The organism is Methanohalophilus sp. DAL1, assembly GCF_001683555.1.
GTDB classification, from domain to species: domain Archaea; phylum Halobacteriota; class Methanosarcinia; order Methanosarcinales; family Methanosarcinaceae; genus Methanohalophilus; species Methanohalophilus euhalobius.
The window spans coordinates 24,169-44,039 of the sequence record NZ_MAFX01000004.1; the positions used below are offsets into that span (position 1 = coordinate 24,169).

A 19,871-nucleotide genomic window follows, 5' to 3' on the forward strand; every position below is an offset into this window, starting at 1 on the left:
CAAAACTGCCAGGCACATATTAAAAAGAAATTAGATATAGGAAATATACTGTGATGAATGCAGGAATGGAACCCTTGCACAAAGCCTTAATCCAAGATTGAAATCCCGCAATAGTTATTATCAATTGTCGACATAAGATGAGACGGTTTGTTGGAATTCATGTATATCGATTGGTTTGGATATATATCCTGCACATCCCGCATTAATGAATTTCGTATCATCGCCCCTCATTGCATGTGCTGTCAATGCAACTACAGGTGTATCTTTTGCATTTTCAATCTCTTTGAATTTTTCCAGAACTTCAAGCCCATCCATTTTGGGCAGCTGCATATCAAGTAAGATGAGATCAAAAGTATTTTTCTCTGCAACTTCAAGGGCCTGTGAACCGTCTTCTGCCTGCATTACCTCATATCCATAAGACTCAAGCAAATCCACTGTAAGTTCCATGTTCATTGGGTTGTCTTCAACTACCAGAATTGTGGCCATTCTTTAAACCTCCAAATATGATTTGATAATTATCGGTATAAGTTCTTTCCCGGAAAATACCTGACTGTTTTGGTCACAGCTTAAATTGCAAGGCTGTCTTATAGTATATTTTCACATATATATAGTAATAGCATACAACTTAGAATTAGGACCATTTATGCAAAAACAGGCATGTGAATGACCAAAATTAATTCATATAACCCACAAATAAAATTAATCATTGCTAGCAGAACCACCATGGTTTCTCCTGGAATCAAGATGTTTTATTATTTCAATCAGATGAGTGCGAGTAAAAGCGCCTTTCTGGAGAATTGAAACTACATTACCTTCAAAAACACCTTTATTTTCCATATCCCTGGCAGTATGGATAATTATAGGGATATCTGCAGTATTACTGTTTCCTCTCAAAGCTGCCATAACGTCAAATCCACTTGTAACTGGCATCATCAGGTCCAGGATAATAAGGTCTGGAGAATAGGAAAATGCTTTATCTTTATCGATAGCTTCCTGACCCCCATAGGCAGGTATCACATTATACCCCTCAATATCAAGGGAAGATTTGAGCATTTCTACTGCTGATGGATCATCGTCCACAACAAGTATTGAGGACGGAGAACCAGAGGAACTTCCCCAAACATCCCATCCATTCATTCCCGGCATCATGATATCAAGCAATATCGCGAAAGGTTTTACAACATCCACATAGCGGGATTCAAGATATCCACGAGAAAGGGGCAATACCCTGTAGCCGGCATTGACAACAGTTGAAACCAGCAAATTACGTGACGAATAGTCATCCTCAATCACCATTACAATAGGTTCATTATTGCTGGAATTCAGAGGTTTTTCCAAAAGAGGAAAAGGATCAATATCAGTGTTTTCAGGAGCCTGTGGGTTAGAATCAATAACATATTCGCCTTCCCTGGTTTCTTCAGGATTACCTTCACAGGAAACCTGACTTAAAGGAATCGTAAAGGTAAAGGTGCTGCCTTCTCCCTTTTTGCTTGTCACCCATACATCCCCGCCATGCATATTCACAAATTTTTTTACAAGAGACAAACCAAGACCTGTCCCTTCATAATTGCGTGAAGAAGATGTATCTTCCTGGGTAAAGGCATCGAATAAAGTATCCTGGGCCTTTTCAGAGATTCCTACCCCGGTATCTGATACCGAAACATGTAATACATCGTTTTCCACATGGGAAAGTAAACACACCTCCCCTTCTTCGGGTGTAAATTTTATTGCATTGCTGAGGAGATTGTAAAGTATCTGCTTGAATTTGCCCTTATCGGCACATATCTCTTCAGAGTAATTATGTTCAACTGAAAGAGAAAGAGATTTCTTATTTCCAAGAGGCATAACTAGTTCCATCACTTCTTTGGAAGCCTCAGTTAAAGAGAAAGCCTCACATTCAAGCTCCATCTTACCGGCTTCCACTTTTGACAGGTCAAGGATATCATTAATCAGATTTAGCAGGTGTTTCCCGCTTTTGGCAATATTGGACACATATTTCTTCTGTGGATCATTGAGATCCCCCCTTACTTCTTCCAGCAGGATATCTGAAAATCCAATCACCGAATTCAAAGGTGTTCTCAATTCATGACTCATATTTGCCAGAAATTCACTCTTGGACCGATTTGCCTGTTCTGCAGCTATTTTTGCATTGTTAAGAGCTTCCTCTATATGTTTTCGCTCTGTTATATTATAGATTACACCCACGATTACAAGATCCCCATTGGATTTTTCAAGCGGGAGAAGGGTTTCTTCGACCCGGTAGCCTTCTATAGTGAATTCAAAATTGCGAGTTTCCCCATCCAGAGCAGCATATAAATGAGGACGAAGGGTTTCAACCATATCTGCAGGCAATACATTTTCAGGCAACTTACCTACGAAATCATTTTTATCAAACTTGAATCTATCAATCATTTTCCCCCCTATTGAAATATATCTCAAATCACTGTCATGCAGGACAACTATTCCATTGGGAAAATTAGATATGATCAATTCAAGTTGTTTATCACGTTCCTGTTTTTCTTTTTCTGCACGATCCCTCTGGTAGATTTCCACCTGTAAATTATGGTTCTTAGTGTTAATAGCCTGACTGGCCCCACCAAGAGTAACTATTGTGATACCCATCAAAAGAAAGACATACCAATACTGATTAATCACATCGGAAAGAGCGACTTCACCATAGTTTTCATATGGCCCTAATTTTAATTCTTTCATAGAGTCATGGACCGGGCCATAATCCAGAGGAACAGTCCAGCCTGCATATCCACCTTTTATGGTAGCTTCCGAAAAACGAGGCAATTGAAGCAGGTTAGCAAGCATTTTTTCGGCTACATCCTCAGATACATGAGAACTGCGGGAAAATGCCCACTGTGGATATAGACGAGTGCTGTGCTTCTGTAAGAAAGAAGAATCAAAATTATCTCCCTCATGTAAACCAGGAGAATGATCCACGTTCAAGCACTTGATATCAACAAAAGAAATCTTGCCTTCCTTTTTCATCGATTCAAGGATCCCGGTACTAACGATCCCCACATCAACCTCCCCGGAAAGCACTGCTTCTACCACTTTGTCCTCTGTACCCCCATAAGTGACATCCATGGCATCTATATCCAATCCTGCATCATTAAATTCTCTCGCAGCCATCCACCAACCCCCAAAGGAATGTTCGTTAACTGCCATTACCGATAAACTTTCAACGTCATTAAGAGAATTCACATCGATCCTGTCGTTTTTAGTGAAGATGACTGAACCAAAGACAGTGTATGAGCGGCCTCCCCAGGATTCTTTCAAAGTTGCTATTCTCTGTACATTGTGATCGACTTCCAGCTCAACATATACCAAAGGATTTGTGATAAGGAAATCAATTTGTTCATTAGCTACTTCAGAAGTCATCTGTCCAAAATCCATGGGGACAAGCACTACATCTTTTTCCGGGAAACCGGCATCCAGATAATCTATAGTAGGACCCCACCTCTCCATTGCAGCTTCATCTCCCCTGTTTGCAAGCACTCCTATCCTGAGAGGGTCGCCGGAAGCAGAAACTACAATACTGCAAGTCAAAATAATAAATAATACAGCGATAGACATACATAGATACCGGGATATGGGTTTCATGGGTAAATATATAGAGAAATTATCTGTTATAAATATAACCAAATAAATTAGTATACGAAGACAGAGAATACATATAAGTTCACCCATCTAATCAATATAAAGCAGTAATAATACATCCGAAAGTAGCAGAAAGTTATTACTTTCTCCAACCGGCTATCTAAAATTTAATTTTACAGGAAAATCTTATGGATAAACTTTAATACTGCAACACGACCCATATGACCTAAAGGAGAAAATATGGCAAGATCCGCACAACGTCCCAGTCTGAAAAAAATACCCCAGGAAGCAATCGAGGCAAAAGAAGCTACTGCAGAAATTGTAATTTTGCAACCTATTGGTTATCCCCTCTGTGGAATTATTGAAGAATATCCACGCATCGAAGAACCCGAACTTTTCGAATGTTATGCGAGAATGCAATGGAATGGTTACATTGCCCGAAAAAACGATTTCCTCTTTGATCACCGAATGTTCCCTGATTTTGCGTACAGAATCCAGGAAGTAAGGCCCGAAGCTACAATAATAGGCCAATCCACAACAATTGTAGTAAATCAGGAAGAGAAAGAAAAAATGGATATTGAATATCCCGTGGAAATTGCATTTGATGATATCGTCGGACAGATTAAAGCAAAACGCAAATGCAAGCTTATCGAGAGATATCTGGAAGAGCCCGAAAGGTTTGGCAAATGGGCACCCCGCAACATCCTGTTCCATGGACCAGCAGGTACAGGAAAAACCATGGTCGCAAAAGCCCTTGCAAATAAAACTGATGTGGCATTCCTCCCGATCAAAGCCACACAACTTATAGGAGAATTTGTAGGAGAAGGCTCCCGGCAGATACATCAGTTGTATGAAAGAGCCGGTGAACTTGCACCCAGCATCATTTTCATAGATGAACTGGATGCCATTGCCCTTGACAGGCGATACCAGGAACTCAGGGGCGATGTAGCCGAGATCGTCAACGCCCTGCTCACCGAAATGGACGGAATCAGCCAGAGAGAAGGGGTATGCACCATCTGTGCCACAAACAGGACAGCAGTACTCGACGGGGCAGTAAGGAGCCGTTTTGAAGAGGAGATCGAGTTTGTACTTCCTGGCAAAGAGGAAAGAAAAGAAATAATCGAACTCAATCTACAGACATTCCCCATAGAAGCTGAAGTTAACCTGAGCGAACTTGCAAAACTGACCAACGGCCTTTCAGGAAGAGACATTGTGGAAAAAGTCCTCAAAAGTGCCCTTCACCATGCAATAATGGACGACATGGAAAAAGTTGAAGCACATTATTTTGAAAAAGCTGCGTCCGGGTTGCAGAAAAAAGAAACCAATACCCACCTTTACGCCTGAGAAGAGGTGACAAAATGACAGAAATAAAAGAATCAGACAGGTTCGAGTGCAAAGTTGTCAACATAATAAACAACCTGAAATGGAAAGGAGTAATGGTCAAAGAAATAAAAAGTGGAGGGAATGTTTATTTTGCCCGCACTGATCCAAAAAGGGATTTGAAACCTGGGGATACCCTCTACCTGGGAGTCAGAGAATTACCCAGCCAGATGGAAGAGATGCAGGCCGAAGTTACCCTTTACGACAAAAATGATGAGAAAATCGATTGGACCTTCATTTAAAGGCACATGAGTGCTCCCTTATTATTTCCCATAGGGAACTTCAAATTCCACTAGGTCCTCTGCCACACAGGTATTTTCGAAAACTTCTTTTGCCTCCTCCAGAAGCACTGAAGAATCGTCAGTATACCTCGAGCTGATATGGGTCAGGATAAGCCGCTGTACCTCTGCTTTTTGTGCCACATCTGCGGCCTCTTTTGCTGTAGAATGCAGTGATTCACGGGCCCAATCCACTTTTTCCTGTGCAAGTGTCCCATCATGAATTAATACATCAGCGTTTTTACTTGCTCTAATAATTGCCTCGCATGGACGGGTATCACCGGTATAGATGAGTTTACGCCCCCTGCGGCAGGGACCTATCACTTCATTAGGATGGACTAACCTGCCATTTACTTCCACCGATTCCCCTTTCTGGAGACAGGAATAAAGTGGGCCTACAGGCACACCCAGCTCTTCAGCACGACGGCGGTCAAATCTACCGGGGCGTTCATTTTCTACAAGAGCATAGGCAAGAGAAGGAACACTGTGCTCACTTGCAATTGCATTAATCACATAACCTTCCCGGTGGACAGTGTCCCCGGCTTCGAGAGGTACTGCTTTGATTTCAAAATTCAATCGGCAGTAGCCAAGTAGTGATACCAATTTTACAAATTGTTCCACCCAGGCAGGACCATATATAGTCAGTGGAGCATCCCTGTCGTGGAAAGAAAGAGTTTGCAAAAGGCCGGGAATTCCCAGCACATGATCTGCATGAAAATGTGTAATGAATATAGAAGAAAGGGACATCATGCCAGTCCTGGCACGCATCATTTGCTGCTGGGTACCCTCCCCGCAGTCAAAAAGGAGCAACTCCCCTTCCCTGTTGACCAGGATGGAAGAGGGATTTCTGTTCACAGTTGGGAGAGCTCCCCCGGTACCAAGGAACACTACACGAAGCATAATAAATATCATAAGTAAAAGCATTATTTATGATTATCCAAGCTCGTGAGTAGTCTATATTCGAAAGGTTCATATACAATATTACAATTAATGAGCTCTCCTAATAGCAAAGCTTAGTATTATACTTAAATCACAAAACAGAGGTTCCAATCATGATATCCCAGGGAAGATCAAAGAGAACGGCCACAGCTGCCAAGAGAAAAACAGCACGCGGAAAAAGGAAATACGAAATCGGCAGTGAACCTGCAGAAACACATGTCGCAGAAACCAGAAGAAAACCCGTAAAAACAAGGGGCGGCTCCCACAAAGTAAAACTCCTTCAGGAAAAAATTGCCAATGTCACCGATCCCTCTACCGGCAAGACAGCAGCAGTCACAATAGAGAATGTTACCGACAACGAAGCCAACGAGCACTACGTCAGGCGTAACATACTCACAAAAGGCAGCATCATCAAGACCGAACTTGGAGATGCCAGGATAACCAGTCGTCCGGGTCAGGATGGCGTTGTCAACGCAATTCTTACAAAATAAACAAAAAATACAGGTGGCTCAAAGAGCATGGACAGGAAAACAAGGGATATATTGGAGATTCTGGAAAATGATGCCAGGTCAAGCCTTGAGGACATTTCCGCCCTTGTTGACATGACTCCGGAAGAAGTCCAGAAGCGAATCCATCAGCTTGAAAAAGCAAAGATAATCCGCAAATATAAAACAGTGATTGACTGGGAACTTGCTGGAGAAGATTATGTCTATGCAATCATTGAACTGAAGGTAACACTGGAACGCAAACAGGGATACCAGCGTATCGCAGAAAGACTGTACCGTTTCCCCGAAGTGCGTTCTGTCAGACTGCTTTCAGGAGAACATGACATAACCCTTACGGTCCGTGGCAAATCCATGAAGCAGGTCGCTTTTTTTGTTGCAGAAAAGATAGCCACCCTGGAACAGGTGCATAATACTGCCACCCATTTCGTACTCAAGACATACAAAGAAGACGGGTTGATTATGGAAGAGCCCGAACATGTAAAACGTCTGCCGGTTTCCCCCTAAAGGAGGTATGAGAACTGACAGACACTTCACGCTTTGTAGCCAGTTATCTGGATAGAGTACCCCCTTCGGGGATCCGCCGATTTTTTGACATGGTCTCCAACAATGAGGATATAATATCCCTCGGAGTTGGAGAACCCGATTATATTACTCCCTGGCACATCCGGGAAGCCTGCATTCATTCACTGGAACAGGGAGAAACATCCTATACATCCAACTATGGACTTGTAGAACTCAGGGATGAAATATCCAGGACCTATACCCAGAAACACGGATTATACTATGACCTTACATCCGAAATACTGGTGACATCGGGAGTAAGTGAGGCACTGGACCTGGCGGTGCGTGCTATCACCGATCCGGGTGATGAGATTATAATTGTGGAGCCCTCTTACGTTGCCTATGCACCTGCAATCATTTTTGCAGGAGGAAACCCGGTTGCCGTACAAACATTCAGGGAAGACAAATTCAAACTTACCTCCGAAAACCTGAAAAAAGCGATCACTCCAAAAACCAAAGCTATCCTGCTCAATTATCCAAACAACCCCACCGGAGCAGTGATGGATAAAAAGGAACTGGAACCCATCGCAGATATTGTGGAAGAACACGATATAATGGTCATCTCGGATGAAGTCTATGAAAGGATGACCTATGACACACAGCATACATGTTTTGCCTCCCTGGATGGCATGAGGCAACGCACCATAGTCCTCAATGGCTTTTCCAAGGCATATTCGATGACCGGATTTAGAATGGCCTATGCACTTGCCCCTGCACCGGTGTTAGCAGCCATGATGCGCATACACCAGTATAGCATGCTTTGTGCCCCGATAACCGCACAGGTAGGAGCGATAGAGGCCCTCAAGAACGGTGAAGAAGAAGTGGAGAAAATGGTCAATGAATATAACCGGCGTCGCAGACTTATTGTCAAAGGGTTCAATAATATCGGCCTGGACTGCTTCAACCCGGGAGGAGCTTTTTACGCATTCCCATCTGTTGCATCCACAGGCCTGACATCGGAACAATTTGCCGAAAGACTGCTTGAACAGCAACAGGTTGTCACCATACCAGGAGATGTGTTCGGCAGGGCAGGAAATGGATATCTCAGATGTGCCTATGCGGCCTCCAGGGAAAACATCAAGGAAGCTCTTGAGAGAATCGAGACTTTCATATCAGACATCTAAAACCAATTCCGTAAAGCAATTGTAAAGGAAAATCACTTCCCATCGCTTTTCTTATCCTTCACGTAAATCAACCGGTTATTGCTGGAATTATCCGCCCGGACCTCATCGATATCAAAAAGGTCTATTGCCCGGAAAATGTCCCACATTTTTTTGTAACCATAATTACGAGGATCAAAATCCGGCTGTTTCTGCACAAGATTGCTGCCCACATTGCCCAGGAAGGCCCAGCCACTTTCTTCAGCTGAATCTTCTACAGCATCCCTTAGCATTTTAACTAGCTTGCTGTCACCTTTGAGGCGGTTGGTATCCCATTTTCCCTGGGCCTGCATTGGTGACTCAGAGACTGTGCCTACTACATCTTCCTCTTTACGCAGGTTTTCCGTATATATGAACTTGTCACAAGCCGCAATAAAGGGTTTTGGAGTCTTGATTTCTCCGAAACCGTAGACTTTGCGACCTGATTCCCTGATCCGGGATGAAAGGCGTGTGAAATCACTGTCACTAGAAACAATACAGAAACCATCCAGGGGCTCGGAATAAAGCAGATCCATCGCATCGATAATAAGGGAACTATCGGTAGCATTTTTCCCGTAAGTATAGCTGAATTGCTGTATCGGCTGGATGGAGTGTTCCAGGAGATTGTCCTTCCAGTTTTTAAGGTTGGGACGCGTCCAGTCACCATAAATCCTTTTTACACTTGCAATCCCGTATTTGGCTATTTCCGAAAAAAGTCCCTCCACTATGGAAGGTTGTGCATTGTCAGCATCGATAAGTACTGCCAGTTTCTTCTGTGCTGCATCGGTCTCCATTAATATTCCCCTAAAAGATAGTGCAAAATCCAGAGCACATCGATCTAGTGAACTACACCTGAGCTAAAGACTCAGGTGCTTCCTGCTTCATACTTTTTCCCAAAGGAAACAAGTCCACAGGCTCTCCCCGTAGTTCCTACGGTGCTTCAAATACCTATCAAATTCTGCTTAGGTTATGGCATTTCGTCCCCTACAAGTTCCTTGTCAATTTTATTGATAAGATGGCTGACTTTATCATACCACTGGTCTACACTTTCCTGAAGCATTCGCCTGACCTCTGCCGGATTTACGGCCACATATTCATAAAAATAGCCACCTACATCAATGGTATGGGTTTCCCTGTAAACAAGCCCACAGGAGATCAGGTTCTGGAGAGAACGATAAGCTGTACTGCGTTCACGGCCCAGATGCTTTCCGAGTTTTTCGGCTGTCAGAGGGCCATTGGAAAGCAGTATTTTGTAAGCCTTTAGATCCAAATCCTTTAAACCCAGAATACACTTGGCAACATCATCGCATTCACAATTAGCTTTGAGCATTTCCGAAATTGAACCCATCATTTTAAATTTCACCTGAAGCTCTATAAAAAAAGTTGTACAGATTGTACAAAACCATACTAATCAAATCGTTAATTATATATATAGTTTTTCAGCAACGGTAGTCCAGTGCCCACTATAATACCAGAAAATGAAAGGTCAGATGAACCGCTTGATACAGAGCGATTAATTTATCATCCGGACATGATACGTGCCAATGAGTGGGTCCTCAATGAATATGAGGCACCTACACGCAAATTCTGCATATTCGTCCCCTGTTCTATGAGGAAACCCTATCATACGAGTCCATCCCACAGGATGTATGACAGGATCATTTTTGACCTGCTAAAGCCCGAAGATGTCCATATAGTAGTTTTTGGAACCTGTGGCGTAACTCCACGGGAAATCGATAATGAATATCCTTTTACAGATTATAAATTCATGATGGGAAAATGCAATGTGGCAAAGATCAAGCGGGATTTTATAAGTATGGAAAGCAAAAGACTTGCAACATACCTCGAGAAGACCCGTGACAACTATAGCCACAGGATAGCCTATTGCACAGGTGACTTCAGGAAGGCGATGCTCAGGGGTCTTGAAAAAACAGATATTGAAGTAGAAATCGCCCCCCGACAAGAAACAATGGAGGAACACATCCGCCCCAACAAGAGATTCATTTATGGAAGCTTGAGCCAGAAAGGATATCTTCAGGACCTCTCCGATGCAATCACCGATAAATTGGGGATTGAAAGAAGGGTTGTGGGTATTGATCCCGAGTTTTCAGAAAACGATAATGACTGGTATCTTTTGTGAACAAGAGCAAACATGCAAAGTCAGTTGTTCCCTCACACCTATAAAATATACGCAAAGAGCAATCCACAGATGCCATAATATATACTACTCCTGATTTTACAATCAATTTTGTGAACCGAACTGCAGAAGAGATGTTCGGATGACCTTGCCTGAAATAAAAGGCAAATCAATAACGATCCTCCATGAGCAAGAGCTGACCTCGGAACAGAAAAAAGAAATGTTCTCAAACCTCTATTCAGGAAAGCCTCATGATATTGAAGATGCCAGTAAACGCAAGGATGGAAGCACGTTCTGTTGCCAGATTAAAATATCACCTCTTTTTACAGAAAAATCCAGAATATACGGACACCTGGGAATAATAAGGGACATCACTGAAGAAAAACAGAATGAAGACAGTTTGGTAAAAGAAATCGACCTTTTAACCGGCCTAATCGGCACTGCCAGAGTGATTGTGGCTGTTCTTGACAGGCAGGGAAAGATAGTATATTATAATCCCCATATGGAAAAACTTTCCGGCTACAAACTCAAGGAAGTAAAGGGAGAAGATTGGTTTTCCAGATTCATACCTGACAGAGAAAGGGGAAATATCAAATCCGTATTCAAAAAGGCGATTTGCAGTCACTCTACTGAAGGCAATATCAACCCTATTGTCACAAAAGAAGGCAATGAAATCATTGTCGATTGGTATGACACGACACTAAAAGATGATGAGGGAGAAGTAACCGGCCTTCTTGCCATCGGAAATGACATTACACAAAGAGTCGAAGTTGAAGAAAAGTTAAAGACAATATATGAAAACATGCCCGGCGGCATCCTGATGATAGGTCAGGATTACATTATAAAAGATGTAAACTACCGTACATGTGAGATTACAGGTTATAAAAAAGAAGAACTCGTCGGACAACTATGTGATATCGTTTGCCCCAAGGGATCCGCCTCAAAAAAATGCCCCATATGGGAGGAGGGGGAGGAAGGATTCAGAGGAATGGATACCGCAATAAAGTGCAAAAACGGAATAAAAAACCCATATTGAAAAATGCACAGGAAATTACCATAAAAGGGGATACATACATTCTGGAACTGTTTCAGGACATATCGGAACGCAAAAATGCCGAAGAAAATGCCATCGAAGCAAAAAAGGCTGCAGAAGAAGCGAACCAGGCCAAGAGTGAATTTCTGGCAAATATGAGTCATGAATTGAGAACACCTTTGAATTCGGTGATTGGATTTTCCGATATCCTGCTGGAAGAAGTAAAAGGTGAACTCAATGATCCCCAGAAGAAATATGTGTCCAACATTGCCAGAAGTGGCAAACATCTGCTAAGTCTGATTAATGATATTCTTGATCTTTCAAAGATAGAGGCAGGACAAAAACAACTTGAATACAGTAGTTTTGAGCTGCATGAAGCATTGGATGAGATCAGTAAATTAACCAAACCCCTAATCTCCAAAAAGAATATAGGCCTGCAAATGGAGTTACCTTCTGAAGATATCAGGGTTTATGCCGACAGGAAAAAGTTCAAACAGATTATGTACAACCTGCTGAGCAATGCAGCCAAGTTCACCCCGGATAAAGGAACAATTACAATTATTGCCAATCAAGAAAAGGACAAATTGAAAGTTGCAGTCTCGGACACCGGCATAGGCATACCCGAGAGCGAGCAGGCTACAATTTTTGAACCTTTCCAGCAGGTCAAATCCTCCAAATCCAGTGAACATAAGGGCACCGGACTGGGACTTTCCCTTGTCAGGGAACTGGTGGAAATGCACGGCGGACAGGTCAGACTGAAAAGTGAGGTTGGTAAGGGAAGTACATTTTCCTTCACTATCCCGGATAAACCGACTACGAATTGATAATTAAAGATTATATAAATTATAAGCTGATATCTATCACTTCATCCCAGGCTTTTTTGAGGCTGATCTCAGTACCACCATCCTCCATGAGAATGTTAAGCATCCTGTGTACAACATCCGAATTATGGACAAGTACACAATCTTCACAGCTCCAGACCCTGCTACCTGTAGTGCTATCTATCCATTTGCCCCCGGTGCGCGTATCTTCACACGGGTAGAAGGGGCAGAAACAGAAAGTACAGTCCTGGCCTTCGAAATGACAGGGATAGTATTCACAGGTATTGCGACTTGAAGAACAGCCGGATGAGACGCCTTTTATGGTTTCTTTCAGTTTTTCCTCAGCATAATCCTTACCGGATTCTGTAAGGACCTCTCCGATAGTATGGATCAGTATATCCGTTTCTTCAGGAGGCCGGACGGCAAGACGGATGAAATCGTTTTTCATCAGCGGGAAAGAACTGCAATCCCTTATAAGTACACCATGTCTTGCAAGCCTTTTCGTGAGTTCTACAGAATCCATAAGGAGCTCGGAGATATCCACAAGTATATAATTTACAGAACTTGAATGAGGATGGAAACCGTAGATATCACTCAGCCGATCTATAAGATAATCCCTGTATTCTGTTATCTTCTGGCGGGACACATTCAGGTATGCTGACTCCATACCGCCCTCCATCCCCATCAGGGAACATCCCACCTCTTCGGCAAGAGAGCCCATATTCCAAGGCAGACGGGCAGTATTCAATTTTTCAGCCATTGTCTCAGATGCAACACCAAATCCCATACGTATACCCGGTAGTGCAAATGATTTGGTAAGGGACCTCATTACGAAAACATGATCATTAGAGACGGCAACATCAACGACAGTACTTGATATATCGGATAGTTCAATAAAAGCTTCATCAACAAAAAGCAGGGTATCTGTTTCTGCACAAAGTCCTGCAAGGCGCAGGATATCTTCCCTTGCCAGCAACTTACCTGTAGGATTGTTGGGATTGCAAACAAAAAGGATACGTGCCGATTCCAGGGCATCCTCAGAGATGGAAAGCAGGGATTCTACCGGATAATACACAATTTTTGCCCCTGCCACCCTGCATTGCTGCTCATATTCAGCAAAGGTGGGCTGGGGAATCATTACCTCATCCCCTTCATTGAGAATACAACCGGCGACAAGCCTGATGATTTCCGACGAACCATTACCGGGGACAATGTTAACAGCATCTGCACCCCCTCCTACAAAAAAGGCAGCTGCAGCTCTGTATTCAAGATAGCGATTATCAGGATATTGGCCCATTTTTTCAAAGGAAGTGGCAAACAAATCCTGCAGGTCCATATCCCATTCAGGATTATCAAAAGGGCTGCCCAGAGGATTCAAACTGGCACTAAAATCCACTATATCGGAGAGGGGAATGGAATACTGCTGTGAGGTCTTCCGGATAAGTCCGCCATGGGTTGAAGGAATTAACTCAAGTATATTTTCTTTGAAGGGGAGCATATGTTTATCATCTGCCGGCTTTAATTGGTGTTTTTCAAGATGCATGAAGTTATATAAAGCAATTTTTAGCAGCGAACTTATTATTAATATAATTTATGATATGGGCACTGTTCAGTAAAAGCATCTTTCCCATTGATAATGGTATATGAATTTAGATTTTGATGATTTCTGATGTAATTATGATAAGCGATAAACATTTGTATTCAGTTATTAATATGCTGAACAAGTCCCTCTTTATGTGGGAAAGATTTATCGAACATCTTAATCCTCCTTTTAAATGATTTGAACCATCGCTCGATATAATTTCTGATACCCCCGGATATTACAGTTCTCTTAATCCCGAGTTTCTCTATAACAGTGTACCATGGCCCCCATCCACAACTGCCCTCTTTGGTATGCCGCGTATAAGAACCAGTACTGGCTTGCAAACTGTACTTTCAAACTACTATGGTATCTGGTAATTTACCAGCACAAGGCTGTACGCACCAGCCGAATTTCTGTACCCGGTAATGTACTCCCCTGTAACTTATCGATTCACCAGGATATGATAATAGTTCTGAGGTTTTTCTCAAACTTAAGTCCCTGCTGGTACACAAGTATGGATAATGCTATGGCTTTTAGATCCCTTCTTTTCCTTTGCACGTAAGATTTAATATCTACCGGCATTAAATCTAATAATGCATTCTGTTCCATTTTCATCCCCTTTAAATGGGGTATGAATCCCCCTATTTATTTCTTAACTGAACAATGCCCACACAAATGCCGAACAACTTTTTAAGTGAATAAGAACATGAATTGTATCCTAAAAGTCGTGATATACAATGGTTCAGGTAAAGGATCTCCACTGGAAAAAAGACATGAGGGTGTCAGAACTCGTTGATTCCTATGAGAATGTGGGTTTTCAGAGTGTAGAACTGCATCGGGCATCCGAAGTAATCGTCAAGATGAAAAAGGATTCAGCAAAGGTTTTCCTTACATTTACCTCTAACATGGTTACTTCCGGGCTGAGAGGATTTTTTGCCCAGCTCATTGAATTGGGAATTGCAGATGTGCTTGTTACAACAGTCGGGGGCCTTGAAGAAGATATAATGAAGGCTACCGGGGAAGTTTTCTCCATCGGCAACTTCAATACAGACGATGTGGAACTCCATGAGAGAGGAATAAACAGAGTCGGGAATCTCCTGATCCAGAATCAAAGTTACATGAATTTCGAGGATATGATCACAGATATTCTCAGGAAACTTTACGCTAAGCAAAACCGATGGTCTGTATCAGAGATGCTGCGGGAAATCGGCCTGCTTTTGGATGACCAAAACTCAATCCTTTACCAGGCAGCAAAGAATAATGTGCCTGTTTTCTGTCCCGCCATAACCGATGGTGCCTTCGGATTCCACCTGTTTCTTTTCCAGCAGGAAAACCCGGATTTCATAGTTGATGTCGTGAAAGATTTCGGCAACATCCTCCTTACCACCAGCTATGATGACAGGAAAGGAGTGATCGCCCTGGGTGGTTCAATATCCAAACACCATGCAATCCTGGCTACATTGCTCAACGGAGGGGCGGAATACGCTGTATACATGACCACGGCCCACCGCACTTCAGGGAGCATGTCCGGTGCCAATACAAATGAAGCAAAATCCTGGGGCAAAGTTAAGGACGAAAGTGATATTGCCACGGTTATCGGTGATGTAAGCATAACCTTCCCCATGGCAATGACAAGGGCACTGGATGAACTATACGAAGAAGGATTACTGAATATAGAAAATAAATAAAGAGATTTATAAAATGACTGTCCCTGATCCCAAATTCATTCTTTCAAAAAAAGTTATTATGCAGCAGTATAATCTGGTGGAGGATATAGCTGACATTGTCTCATACAGTTCCAAGACGAACCCCAAAGTCACCTCCGTACTTGAAGAGATGACGGATTGTCTTTTCAGCGTCCATATGGAAAACGAGCTGAAACATATACGAGACCTATCCAGGACGGTATTTCTGGCACAGGGGTGGAGCAGTGCCTAGGCAAAGGAACTCTATGACAGGGGTATTCGCAATTTCATTCTGGACAACGAGCACGACCTGGACGTCCTGCTTGCAACCCTTAAGAACACCAACCGCAAGGTCAACCTTATGCTCAGGCTCAAACTGCGGGAAAATTCCATCCGTACCGAACGCTATTTTGTCTTTGGTATGCCTTCTGCGACCATAAACCGACGTATTGGCGAACTGATGGATAACCCTAATATTGGTAAACTTGGCATCCATTTCCACAGGAAGACCCAGAACGTAAGCGAATGGAAACTGCAGCGTGATATTGAGGATGTAATCAGTCCTGAAACACTGGATGCCATCGATATTCTCAATATCGGAGGTGGCTTGCCTTCGGTTTATGCCAACAGTAATGTCGATGTCATCGGAGGTATTTTCAAAAGAATTACAGATTTCAGGAAATGGTTGCATGACAGGGACATATCCCTCATGATTGAACCCGGCAGGTATATCGCCGCACCTGCAGGCAAACTGGAAACCCGTGTGATGGCGGTTTATGAGGACAATGTCATCGTGAATGCTTCCGTATACAACAGTGATATGGATGCAATCCTGGTACCTGTAAAACTGCGTGTGGAGAATGAGGTCAGCAGTAATGAAGGAGAAGCCTATGTGATCAAGGGTTGTACACCCTGTTCAATGGATCTGTTCAGATACCGTGTTTATCTCGAAAAGAGGCCGCAAATTGGCGACCCGATTACCTTCATAAATGCCGGGGCCTATAATTTCAGGTCTGATTTCTGCGATCTGGAAGAAATCACCACAGAACTTACTGATTGAGTTACTCCACAAATACCATAGCAGCCACAACGGTTGTCCAGAGGCCGCTCCTGTCGCCTTTGGCAGTCTGGCAGATGTGGGAAGTATTGATAATATGACCGCTGGCCCTGTAGAGCTGTTCCCTTTCCTGCCAGGCAGAATCAGCATCGAATTCAATGCCCAGGGTGGTTGCGAGCATTGTGGCAGCAATATCCTCTGCGTACATCCCTGCGGTATTCTCATCTTCCCCGAAGGAATGATGTTCTGAAATGTATCCATAATTATTCTCATTCACAGGTACCGCCGTTCCTACTGCCGAAGCTATCAGACGATGAGCTTCATTGGTCTGGTTGCGAGCAAGTACCGAATAGACGATCTCCCCGGGACTGAGATATTCAAGACCCTCCTCCTTTGGAATTATCCTGCAACCCGGTGGAAGAATACTGGAAACACTCACAAGATTATATTTTTCAATACCCGCATCCCTTAACGCAAGTTCAAAGGAAGCCAGTTTATCCCGATGGACACCTGTTCCCTTTGTGAGGAACGCTCTGGAAGGAATCATGGCTGTCCGATAGAGCCTTATTGATAAATAAATTTCGATACCTATAGATATTGACTTAAAACATGACACCTTTAAAAAGCATATAATCATAGAATTTTTAAATAAAATCATTATCGGTGAACATAATGGCAGAAATCACACACTGGGCAGATGTTGTTGCTGAAGAAACCCTGGAAAGGGGAAACACACACCTCGTTGCCACCGGTATCACCCCCTCCGGTCACATCCATGTCGGAAACATGCGGGAGGTTGTGACAGCCGATGCTGCATATCGTGCATTACTGGATAAGGATGCAAACGCAGAACTGATCTACATTGCAGACACCTACGATCCTCTGAGAAAGGTCTATCCGTTTTTGGATGAAAGTTATGAGGAACATGTGGGTAAACCTCTCTCCGAGATTCCCTGTCCCTGTGGAGAATGCAAGAATTATGCAGATCATTTCCTGCAACCTTTCCTGAATTCCCTGCACCGGCTGGGAATCAAACCTGAAGTATACCTGGCAGATGAAATGTACAAATCAGGCAGGTATAACGAGGCTATAAAAACTGCCCTGAAAAAGAGGGATGAGATTGCAGCCATCCTGAAAGAGGTTTCAGGAAAGGAACCTACTGATGACTGGAATCCTTTCAACCCGATCTGCATGCAGTGTGGAAAGATCAATACCACAAAGGTTACGGGTTTCGATGAAAGGGAAGAAACAGTGGATTACACCTGTTCCTGCGGCCACCGCGGCACTGTACCCATCCAGGGCGGCGGAAAACTTACCTGGCGTGTGGATTGGCCTGCTCGCTGGCAGATCCTCGGCGTGACTGTGGAACCTTTCGGCAAGGACCACGCCTCGAGGGGCGGCTCCTATGACACCGGCAAACGTATCGCCCGGGATATCTTTGGCTGCGAACCCCCACATCCTATCGTCTATGAATGGATCATGCTGGGTAATGAAGGGGCGATGTCCTCATCCACCGGTGTGGTCGTATCCATTGCGGACATGCTCAAGGTCGTACCTCCTGAGGTCCTGAGATATCTGATCATCCGAACCAAGCCCGAAAAACACATCCGTTTTGACCCTGCACAGCCGCTGCTCACTCTTGTGGACCAGTATGAGAAACTCCATCATACAGGAGGCAACTCCGAATATGACAGGCGTGTAAAGGAACTTTCCCATGCAAGCAGCCTGTGCCATACTGACATCCCTTTCAAACACATGACTACCATCCACCAGGTAGCTCACGGAGATTTCAACAGAATATTGAAAATCGTAGAGCGAGCGGGTTACGATACCAAAAATACGGAATGCATAAAACAGCTCGCTGATAATGTGGGCAACTGGCTTGAGATGTACGCTCCTCCCTTCGCAAAATTCAGTGTTCAGGAAAAACTGCCCGAACTTGCAGCCACCCTTTCTGACAAACAACGAGCATTCCTGACAACCCTTGCCGATGCCCTGGAAGAAAGCGCAGAACTTGATGGATCTGATTATCACAATCTTGTCTATTCCGCAAAGGAAGAAGACGGCAGGCTGCACAGGGAGATGGAGAAAGTACTTGGTGAAGAATTTGCTATAGGCCCGAAGGATCTGTTCAAAGCCCTCTACATATCCCTGCTGGGCCAGGCTTCCGGTCCGAAAGCTGGATGGTTTTTGTCCTCACTGGAAAAGGAATTCCTGATCAGGCGATTCAGGGAAGCCGCCGCGTACAGGCCCTGATATGGCCTGCGAACACTTCAGCGCCTGGGATGAGGAGTTCCGTCATGTCCGGTGGGCGGGACCCCTGGATATAGCCTCCCTGCAGGAGGAACTTGAAGGGGGCGAACTTATTCTGGATGCCGGCTGCGGCCACGGCAGGTATGCCATCTCCCTCTCGCGTGAATATATAGTGGCGGGCTGTGATGTCTCCCAGCGTGGCCTTTTGAGATTGCGGGAAAAGGCAGAATTGCCGTTATGCAGGGCAAGCATTACAGACCTTCCTTTTCCACACTCTTTTTTTGATGTGGTACTGTGCCAGGGGGTACTCCAGCACCTGTTTGAGGCGGAAAGAAAACAGGCCGCAAACCAGATTATGCAAGTACTGAAACCGGGAGGAAAACTTATCTTCGAGGCTTTTGGCAGGGAGGATATGCGCTATGGAGGAGATGCCGTGGAGCAGCATACATTCCGGCGCAAAAACGGAATTATATACCACTATTTCATTATGGAAGAATTAGAGGATCTTTTTGATAAACTGGATATCAGTAAAAAAGAAAACAGGATGAAAAAAAAGATATTCAGAGGCGAAGAATACACCCGGCATTCGATTTTCCTGGTGGCCCGCAAACCTTCAGAAGAATATGCCGAGCTGGTTGAGCAGAATTACCAGTAAGGCCCCGATTGGTCCGCCAATAGCACATGTCAGAATTACCACAGCCGAGTAAGCTATACCCAATCCGAAAAGGATGTTTGCTCCCACGATTATGGCAAGGCCGAGAATGGTGTTTACTATGAGGCTTTTTACGGTCTTGAGAGTCTTATAGATCATAAGGGCTACAATAATAGCTACAAGAACGAGAATTATTTCTGATCCTACCATACACGAAACTATGCAGCATAATTATATAT

The 19,871-nt window shown here is 43.7% G+C and carries 22 protein-coding genes; 13 read left to right on the forward strand and 9 right to left on the reverse strand.

Annotated features, from left to right (window positions below; translation table 11 throughout):
• Nucleotides 1-120: 120 nt before the first annotated feature.
• Entirely contained in the window at nucleotides 121-486 is a 366-nt protein-coding gene (locus A9957_RS01135) for a response regulator (protein ID WP_292342881.1), read from the reverse strand.
• Between the two features lie 213 nt (nucleotides 487-699).
• Complete coding sequence (locus tag A9957_RS01140) at nucleotides 700-3,558, reverse strand: PhnD/SsuA/transferrin family substrate-binding protein (RefSeq protein ID WP_292342883.1); 2,859 nt, start codon at nucleotides 3,556-3,558, stop codon at nucleotides 700-702.
• 291 nt (nucleotides 3,559-3,849) lie between these two features.
• Between A9957_RS01140 and A9957_RS01145 the strand changes: the two genes are divergently transcribed.
• Nucleotides 3,850-4,953: an AAA family ATPase gene (locus A9957_RS01145; RefSeq protein WP_292342885.1), complete on the forward strand. Its 1,104-nt coding sequence runs from the start codon at nucleotides 3,850-3,852 to the stop codon at nucleotides 4,951-4,953.
• A gap of 14 nt (nucleotides 4,954-4,967) precedes the next feature.
• A complete protein-coding gene (locus A9957_RS01150; protein ID WP_096712770.1) occupies nucleotides 4,968-5,231 on the forward strand; it encodes a hypothetical protein in 264 nt (87 codons plus the stop codon).
• Between the two features lie 21 nt (nucleotides 5,232-5,252).
• Here the strand turns inward: A9957_RS01150 and rnz are convergent, their stop codons facing one another.
• The gene (rnz, locus tag A9957_RS01155) at nucleotides 5,253-6,167 is read right to left on the reverse strand and encodes a ribonuclease Z (RefSeq protein ID WP_096712789.1); all 915 of its coding nucleotides are present in this window, start codon (nucleotides 6,165-6,167) and stop codon (nucleotides 5,253-5,255) included.
• Between the two features lie 152 nt (nucleotides 6,168-6,319).
• Here rnz and A9957_RS01160 point away from each other — a divergent pair, with 152 nt between their 5' ends.
• From A9957_RS01160 to A9957_RS01170, 3 genes are all read left to right on the forward strand, one after another.
• Nucleotides 6,320-6,697, forward strand: coding sequence for a 30S ribosomal protein S8e (locus tag A9957_RS01160; RefSeq protein ID WP_096712771.1), 378 nt, complete (start codon nucleotides 6,320-6,322; stop codon nucleotides 6,695-6,697).
• 27 nt (nucleotides 6,698-6,724) lie between these two features.
• Complete coding sequence (locus tag A9957_RS01165; RefSeq protein WP_096712772.1) at nucleotides 6,725-7,216, forward strand: Lrp/AsnC family transcriptional regulator; 492 nt, start codon at nucleotides 6,725-6,727, stop codon at nucleotides 7,214-7,216.
• Nucleotides 7,217-7,305: 89 nt separating this feature from the next.
• Nucleotides 7,306-8,397 carry an aminotransferase class I/II-fold pyridoxal phosphate-dependent enzyme gene (locus A9957_RS01170; protein ID WP_241645928.1) on the forward strand — a complete coding sequence of 364 codons (1,092 nt, stop codon included), beginning with the start codon at nucleotides 7,306-7,308 and terminating at the stop codon, nucleotides 8,395-8,397.
• A gap of 32 nt (nucleotides 8,398-8,429) precedes the next feature.
• Here the strand turns inward: A9957_RS01170 and A9957_RS01175 are convergent, their stop codons facing one another.
• A complete protein-coding gene (locus tag A9957_RS01175; protein ID WP_096712774.1) occupies nucleotides 8,430-9,206 on the reverse strand; it encodes an NYN domain-containing protein in 777 nt (258 codons plus the stop codon).
• Nucleotides 9,207-9,379: 173 nt separating this feature from the next.
• A complete protein-coding gene (locus A9957_RS01180) occupies nucleotides 9,380-9,763 on the reverse strand; it encodes a helix-turn-helix domain-containing protein (protein ID WP_096712775.1) in 384 nt (127 codons plus the stop codon).
• A gap of 105 nt (nucleotides 9,764-9,868) precedes the next feature.
• Here A9957_RS01180 and A9957_RS01185 point away from each other — a divergent pair, with 105 nt between their 5' ends.
• From A9957_RS01185 to A9957_RS01195, 3 genes are all read left to right on the forward strand, one after another.
• A complete protein-coding gene (locus A9957_RS01185) occupies nucleotides 9,869-10,552 on the forward strand; it encodes a DUF5591 domain-containing protein (RefSeq protein ID WP_096712776.1) in 684 nt (227 codons plus the stop codon).
• 139 nt (nucleotides 10,553-10,691) lie between these two features.
• Nucleotides 10,692-11,585, forward strand: coding sequence for a PAS domain S-box protein (locus A9957_RS01190; RefSeq protein ID WP_292342886.1), 894 nt, complete (start codon nucleotides 10,692-10,694; stop codon nucleotides 11,583-11,585).
• Nucleotides 11,582-12,406 (forward strand): HAMP domain-containing sensor histidine kinase, encoded by an 825-nt coding sequence (locus tag A9957_RS01195; RefSeq protein WP_292342889.1) that lies wholly within the window; start codon nucleotides 11,582-11,584, stop codon nucleotides 12,404-12,406. The genes A9957_RS01190 and A9957_RS01195 overlap by 4 nt, the downstream gene beginning before the upstream one ends.
• Nucleotides 12,407-12,425: 19 nt before the next feature.
• Here A9957_RS01195 and A9957_RS01200 read toward each other — a convergent pair whose 3' ends face one another.
• Both A9957_RS01200 and A9957_RS01205 read right to left on the reverse strand, forming a co-directional pair.
• Nucleotides 12,426-13,946 carry an aminotransferase class I/II-fold pyridoxal phosphate-dependent enzyme gene (locus A9957_RS01200; protein ID WP_292342891.1) on the reverse strand — a complete coding sequence of 507 codons (1,521 nt, stop codon included), beginning with the start codon at nucleotides 13,944-13,946 and terminating at the stop codon, nucleotides 12,426-12,428.
• A 489-nt stretch (nucleotides 13,947-14,435) separates the two neighbouring features.
• Nucleotides 14,436-14,594, reverse strand: a complete 159-nt coding sequence (locus tag A9957_RS01205; protein WP_292342893.1) for a hypothetical protein — start codon at nucleotides 14,592-14,594, stop codon at nucleotides 14,436-14,438.
• Nucleotides 14,595-14,722: 128 nt separating this feature from the next.
• Between A9957_RS01205 and A9957_RS01210 the strand changes: the two genes are divergently transcribed.
• Genes A9957_RS01210 through A9957_RS01220 form a run of 3 tightly spaced genes read left to right on the forward strand, consistent with a single transcriptional unit; the run spans nucleotide 14,723 to nucleotide 16,730 of the window.
• Nucleotides 14,723-15,673 carry a deoxyhypusine synthase family protein gene (locus A9957_RS01210; protein ID WP_292342895.1) on the forward strand — a complete coding sequence of 317 codons (951 nt, stop codon included), beginning with the start codon at nucleotides 14,723-14,725 and terminating at the stop codon, nucleotides 15,671-15,673.
• Nucleotides 15,674-15,686: 13 nt separating this feature from the next.
• Nucleotides 15,687-15,923, forward strand: coding sequence for a hypothetical protein (locus tag A9957_RS01215; protein WP_243641493.1), 237 nt, complete (start codon nucleotides 15,687-15,689; stop codon nucleotides 15,921-15,923).
• A gap of 24 nt (nucleotides 15,924-15,947) precedes the next feature.
• Entirely contained in the window at nucleotides 15,948-16,730 is a 783-nt protein-coding gene (locus A9957_RS01220; protein ID WP_258082613.1) for a decarboxylase, read from the forward strand.
• 1 nt (nucleotide 16,731) lies between these two features.
• Here A9957_RS01220 and A9957_RS01225 read toward each other — a convergent pair whose 3' ends face one another.
• Complete coding sequence (locus tag A9957_RS01225; protein WP_292342898.1) at nucleotides 16,732-17,274, reverse strand: pyruvoyl-dependent arginine decarboxylase; 543 nt, start codon at nucleotides 17,272-17,274, stop codon at nucleotides 16,732-16,734.
• Between the two features lie 125 nt (nucleotides 17,275-17,399).
• On the opposite strand from A9957_RS01225, the gene lysS reads away from it, so the two are divergent.
• Complete coding sequence (gene lysS, locus A9957_RS01230; protein WP_292342900.1) at nucleotides 17,400-18,983, forward strand: lysine--tRNA ligase; 1,584 nt, start codon at nucleotides 17,400-17,402, stop codon at nucleotides 18,981-18,983.
• Between the two features lies 1 nt (nucleotide 18,984).
• Nucleotides 18,985-19,635: a class I SAM-dependent methyltransferase gene (locus A9957_RS01235; RefSeq protein WP_128754367.1), complete on the forward strand. Its 651-nt coding sequence runs from the start codon at nucleotides 18,985-18,987 to the stop codon at nucleotides 19,633-19,635.
• On the opposite strand, the gene A9957_RS01240 is transcribed toward A9957_RS01235, so the two are convergent.
• Nucleotides 19,594-19,842: a pro-sigmaK processing inhibitor BofA family protein gene (locus A9957_RS01240; RefSeq protein WP_096712783.1), complete on the reverse strand. Its 249-nt coding sequence runs from the start codon at nucleotides 19,840-19,842 to the stop codon at nucleotides 19,594-19,596. The genes A9957_RS01235 and A9957_RS01240 overlap by 42 nt on opposite strands.
• Between the last annotated feature and the right edge of the window lie 29 nt (nucleotides 19,843-19,871).

Coding starts and splice junctions, on each gene's coding strand:
- A9957_RS01135 (WP_292342881.1), bottom strand. CDS start 486: ATGGCCACAATTCTGGTAGTTGAAGACAACCCAATGAACATGGAACTT.
- A9957_RS01145 (WP_292342885.1), top strand. CDS start 3,850: ATGGCAAGATCCGCACAACGTCCCAGTCTGAAAAAAATACCCCAGGAA.
- A9957_RS01150 (WP_096712770.1), top strand. CDS start 4,968: ATGACAGAAATAAAAGAATCAGACAGGTTCGAGTGCAAAGTTGTCAAC.
- rnz (WP_096712789.1), bottom strand. CDS start 6,167: ATGCTTCGTGTAGTGTTCCTTGGTACCGGGGGAGCTCTCCCAACTGTG.
- A9957_RS01160 (WP_096712771.1), top strand. CDS start 6,320: ATGATATCCCAGGGAAGATCAAAGAGAACGGCCACAGCTGCCAAGAGA.
- A9957_RS01165 (WP_096712772.1), top strand. CDS start 6,725: ATGGACAGGAAAACAAGGGATATATTGGAGATTCTGGAAAATGATGCC.
- A9957_RS01170 (WP_241645928.1), top strand. CDS start 7,306: ATGGTCTCCAACAATGAGGATATAATATCCCTCGGAGTTGGAGAACCC.
- A9957_RS01175 (WP_096712774.1), bottom strand. CDS start 9,206: ATGGAGACCGATGCAGCACAGAAGAAACTGGCAGTACTTATCGATGCT.
- A9957_RS01180 (WP_096712775.1), bottom strand. CDS start 9,763: ATGATGGGTTCAATTTCGGAAATGCTCAAAGCTAATTGTGAATGCGAT.
- A9957_RS01190 (WP_292342886.1), top strand. CDS start 10,692: ATGACCTTGCCTGAAATAAAAGGCAAATCAATAACGATCCTCCATGAG.
- A9957_RS01200 (WP_292342891.1), bottom strand. CDS start 13,946: ATGCATCTTGAAAAACACCAATTAAAGCCGGCAGATGATAAACATATG.
- A9957_RS01205 (WP_292342893.1), bottom strand. CDS start 14,594: ATGGAACAGAATGCATTATTAGATTTAATGCCGGTAGATATTAAATCT.
- A9957_RS01210 (WP_292342895.1), top strand. CDS start 14,723: ATGGTTCAGGTAAAGGATCTCCACTGGAAAAAAGACATGAGGGTGTCA.
- A9957_RS01215 (WP_243641493.1), top strand. CDS start 15,687: ATGACTGTCCCTGATCCCAAATTCATTCTTTCAAAAAAAGTTATTATG.
- A9957_RS01225 (WP_292342898.1), bottom strand. CDS start 17,274: ATGATTCCTTCCAGAGCGTTCCTCACAAAGGGAACAGGTGTCCATCGG.
- lysS (WP_292342900.1), top strand. CDS start 17,400: ATGGCAGAAATCACACACTGGGCAGATGTTGTTGCTGAAGAAACCCTG.
- A9957_RS01235 (WP_128754367.1), top strand. CDS start 18,985: ATGGCCTGCGAACACTTCAGCGCCTGGGATGAGGAGTTCCGTCATGTC.
- A9957_RS01240 (WP_096712783.1), bottom strand. CDS start 19,842: ATGGTAGGATCAGAAATAATTCTCGTTCTTGTAGCTATTATTGTAGCC.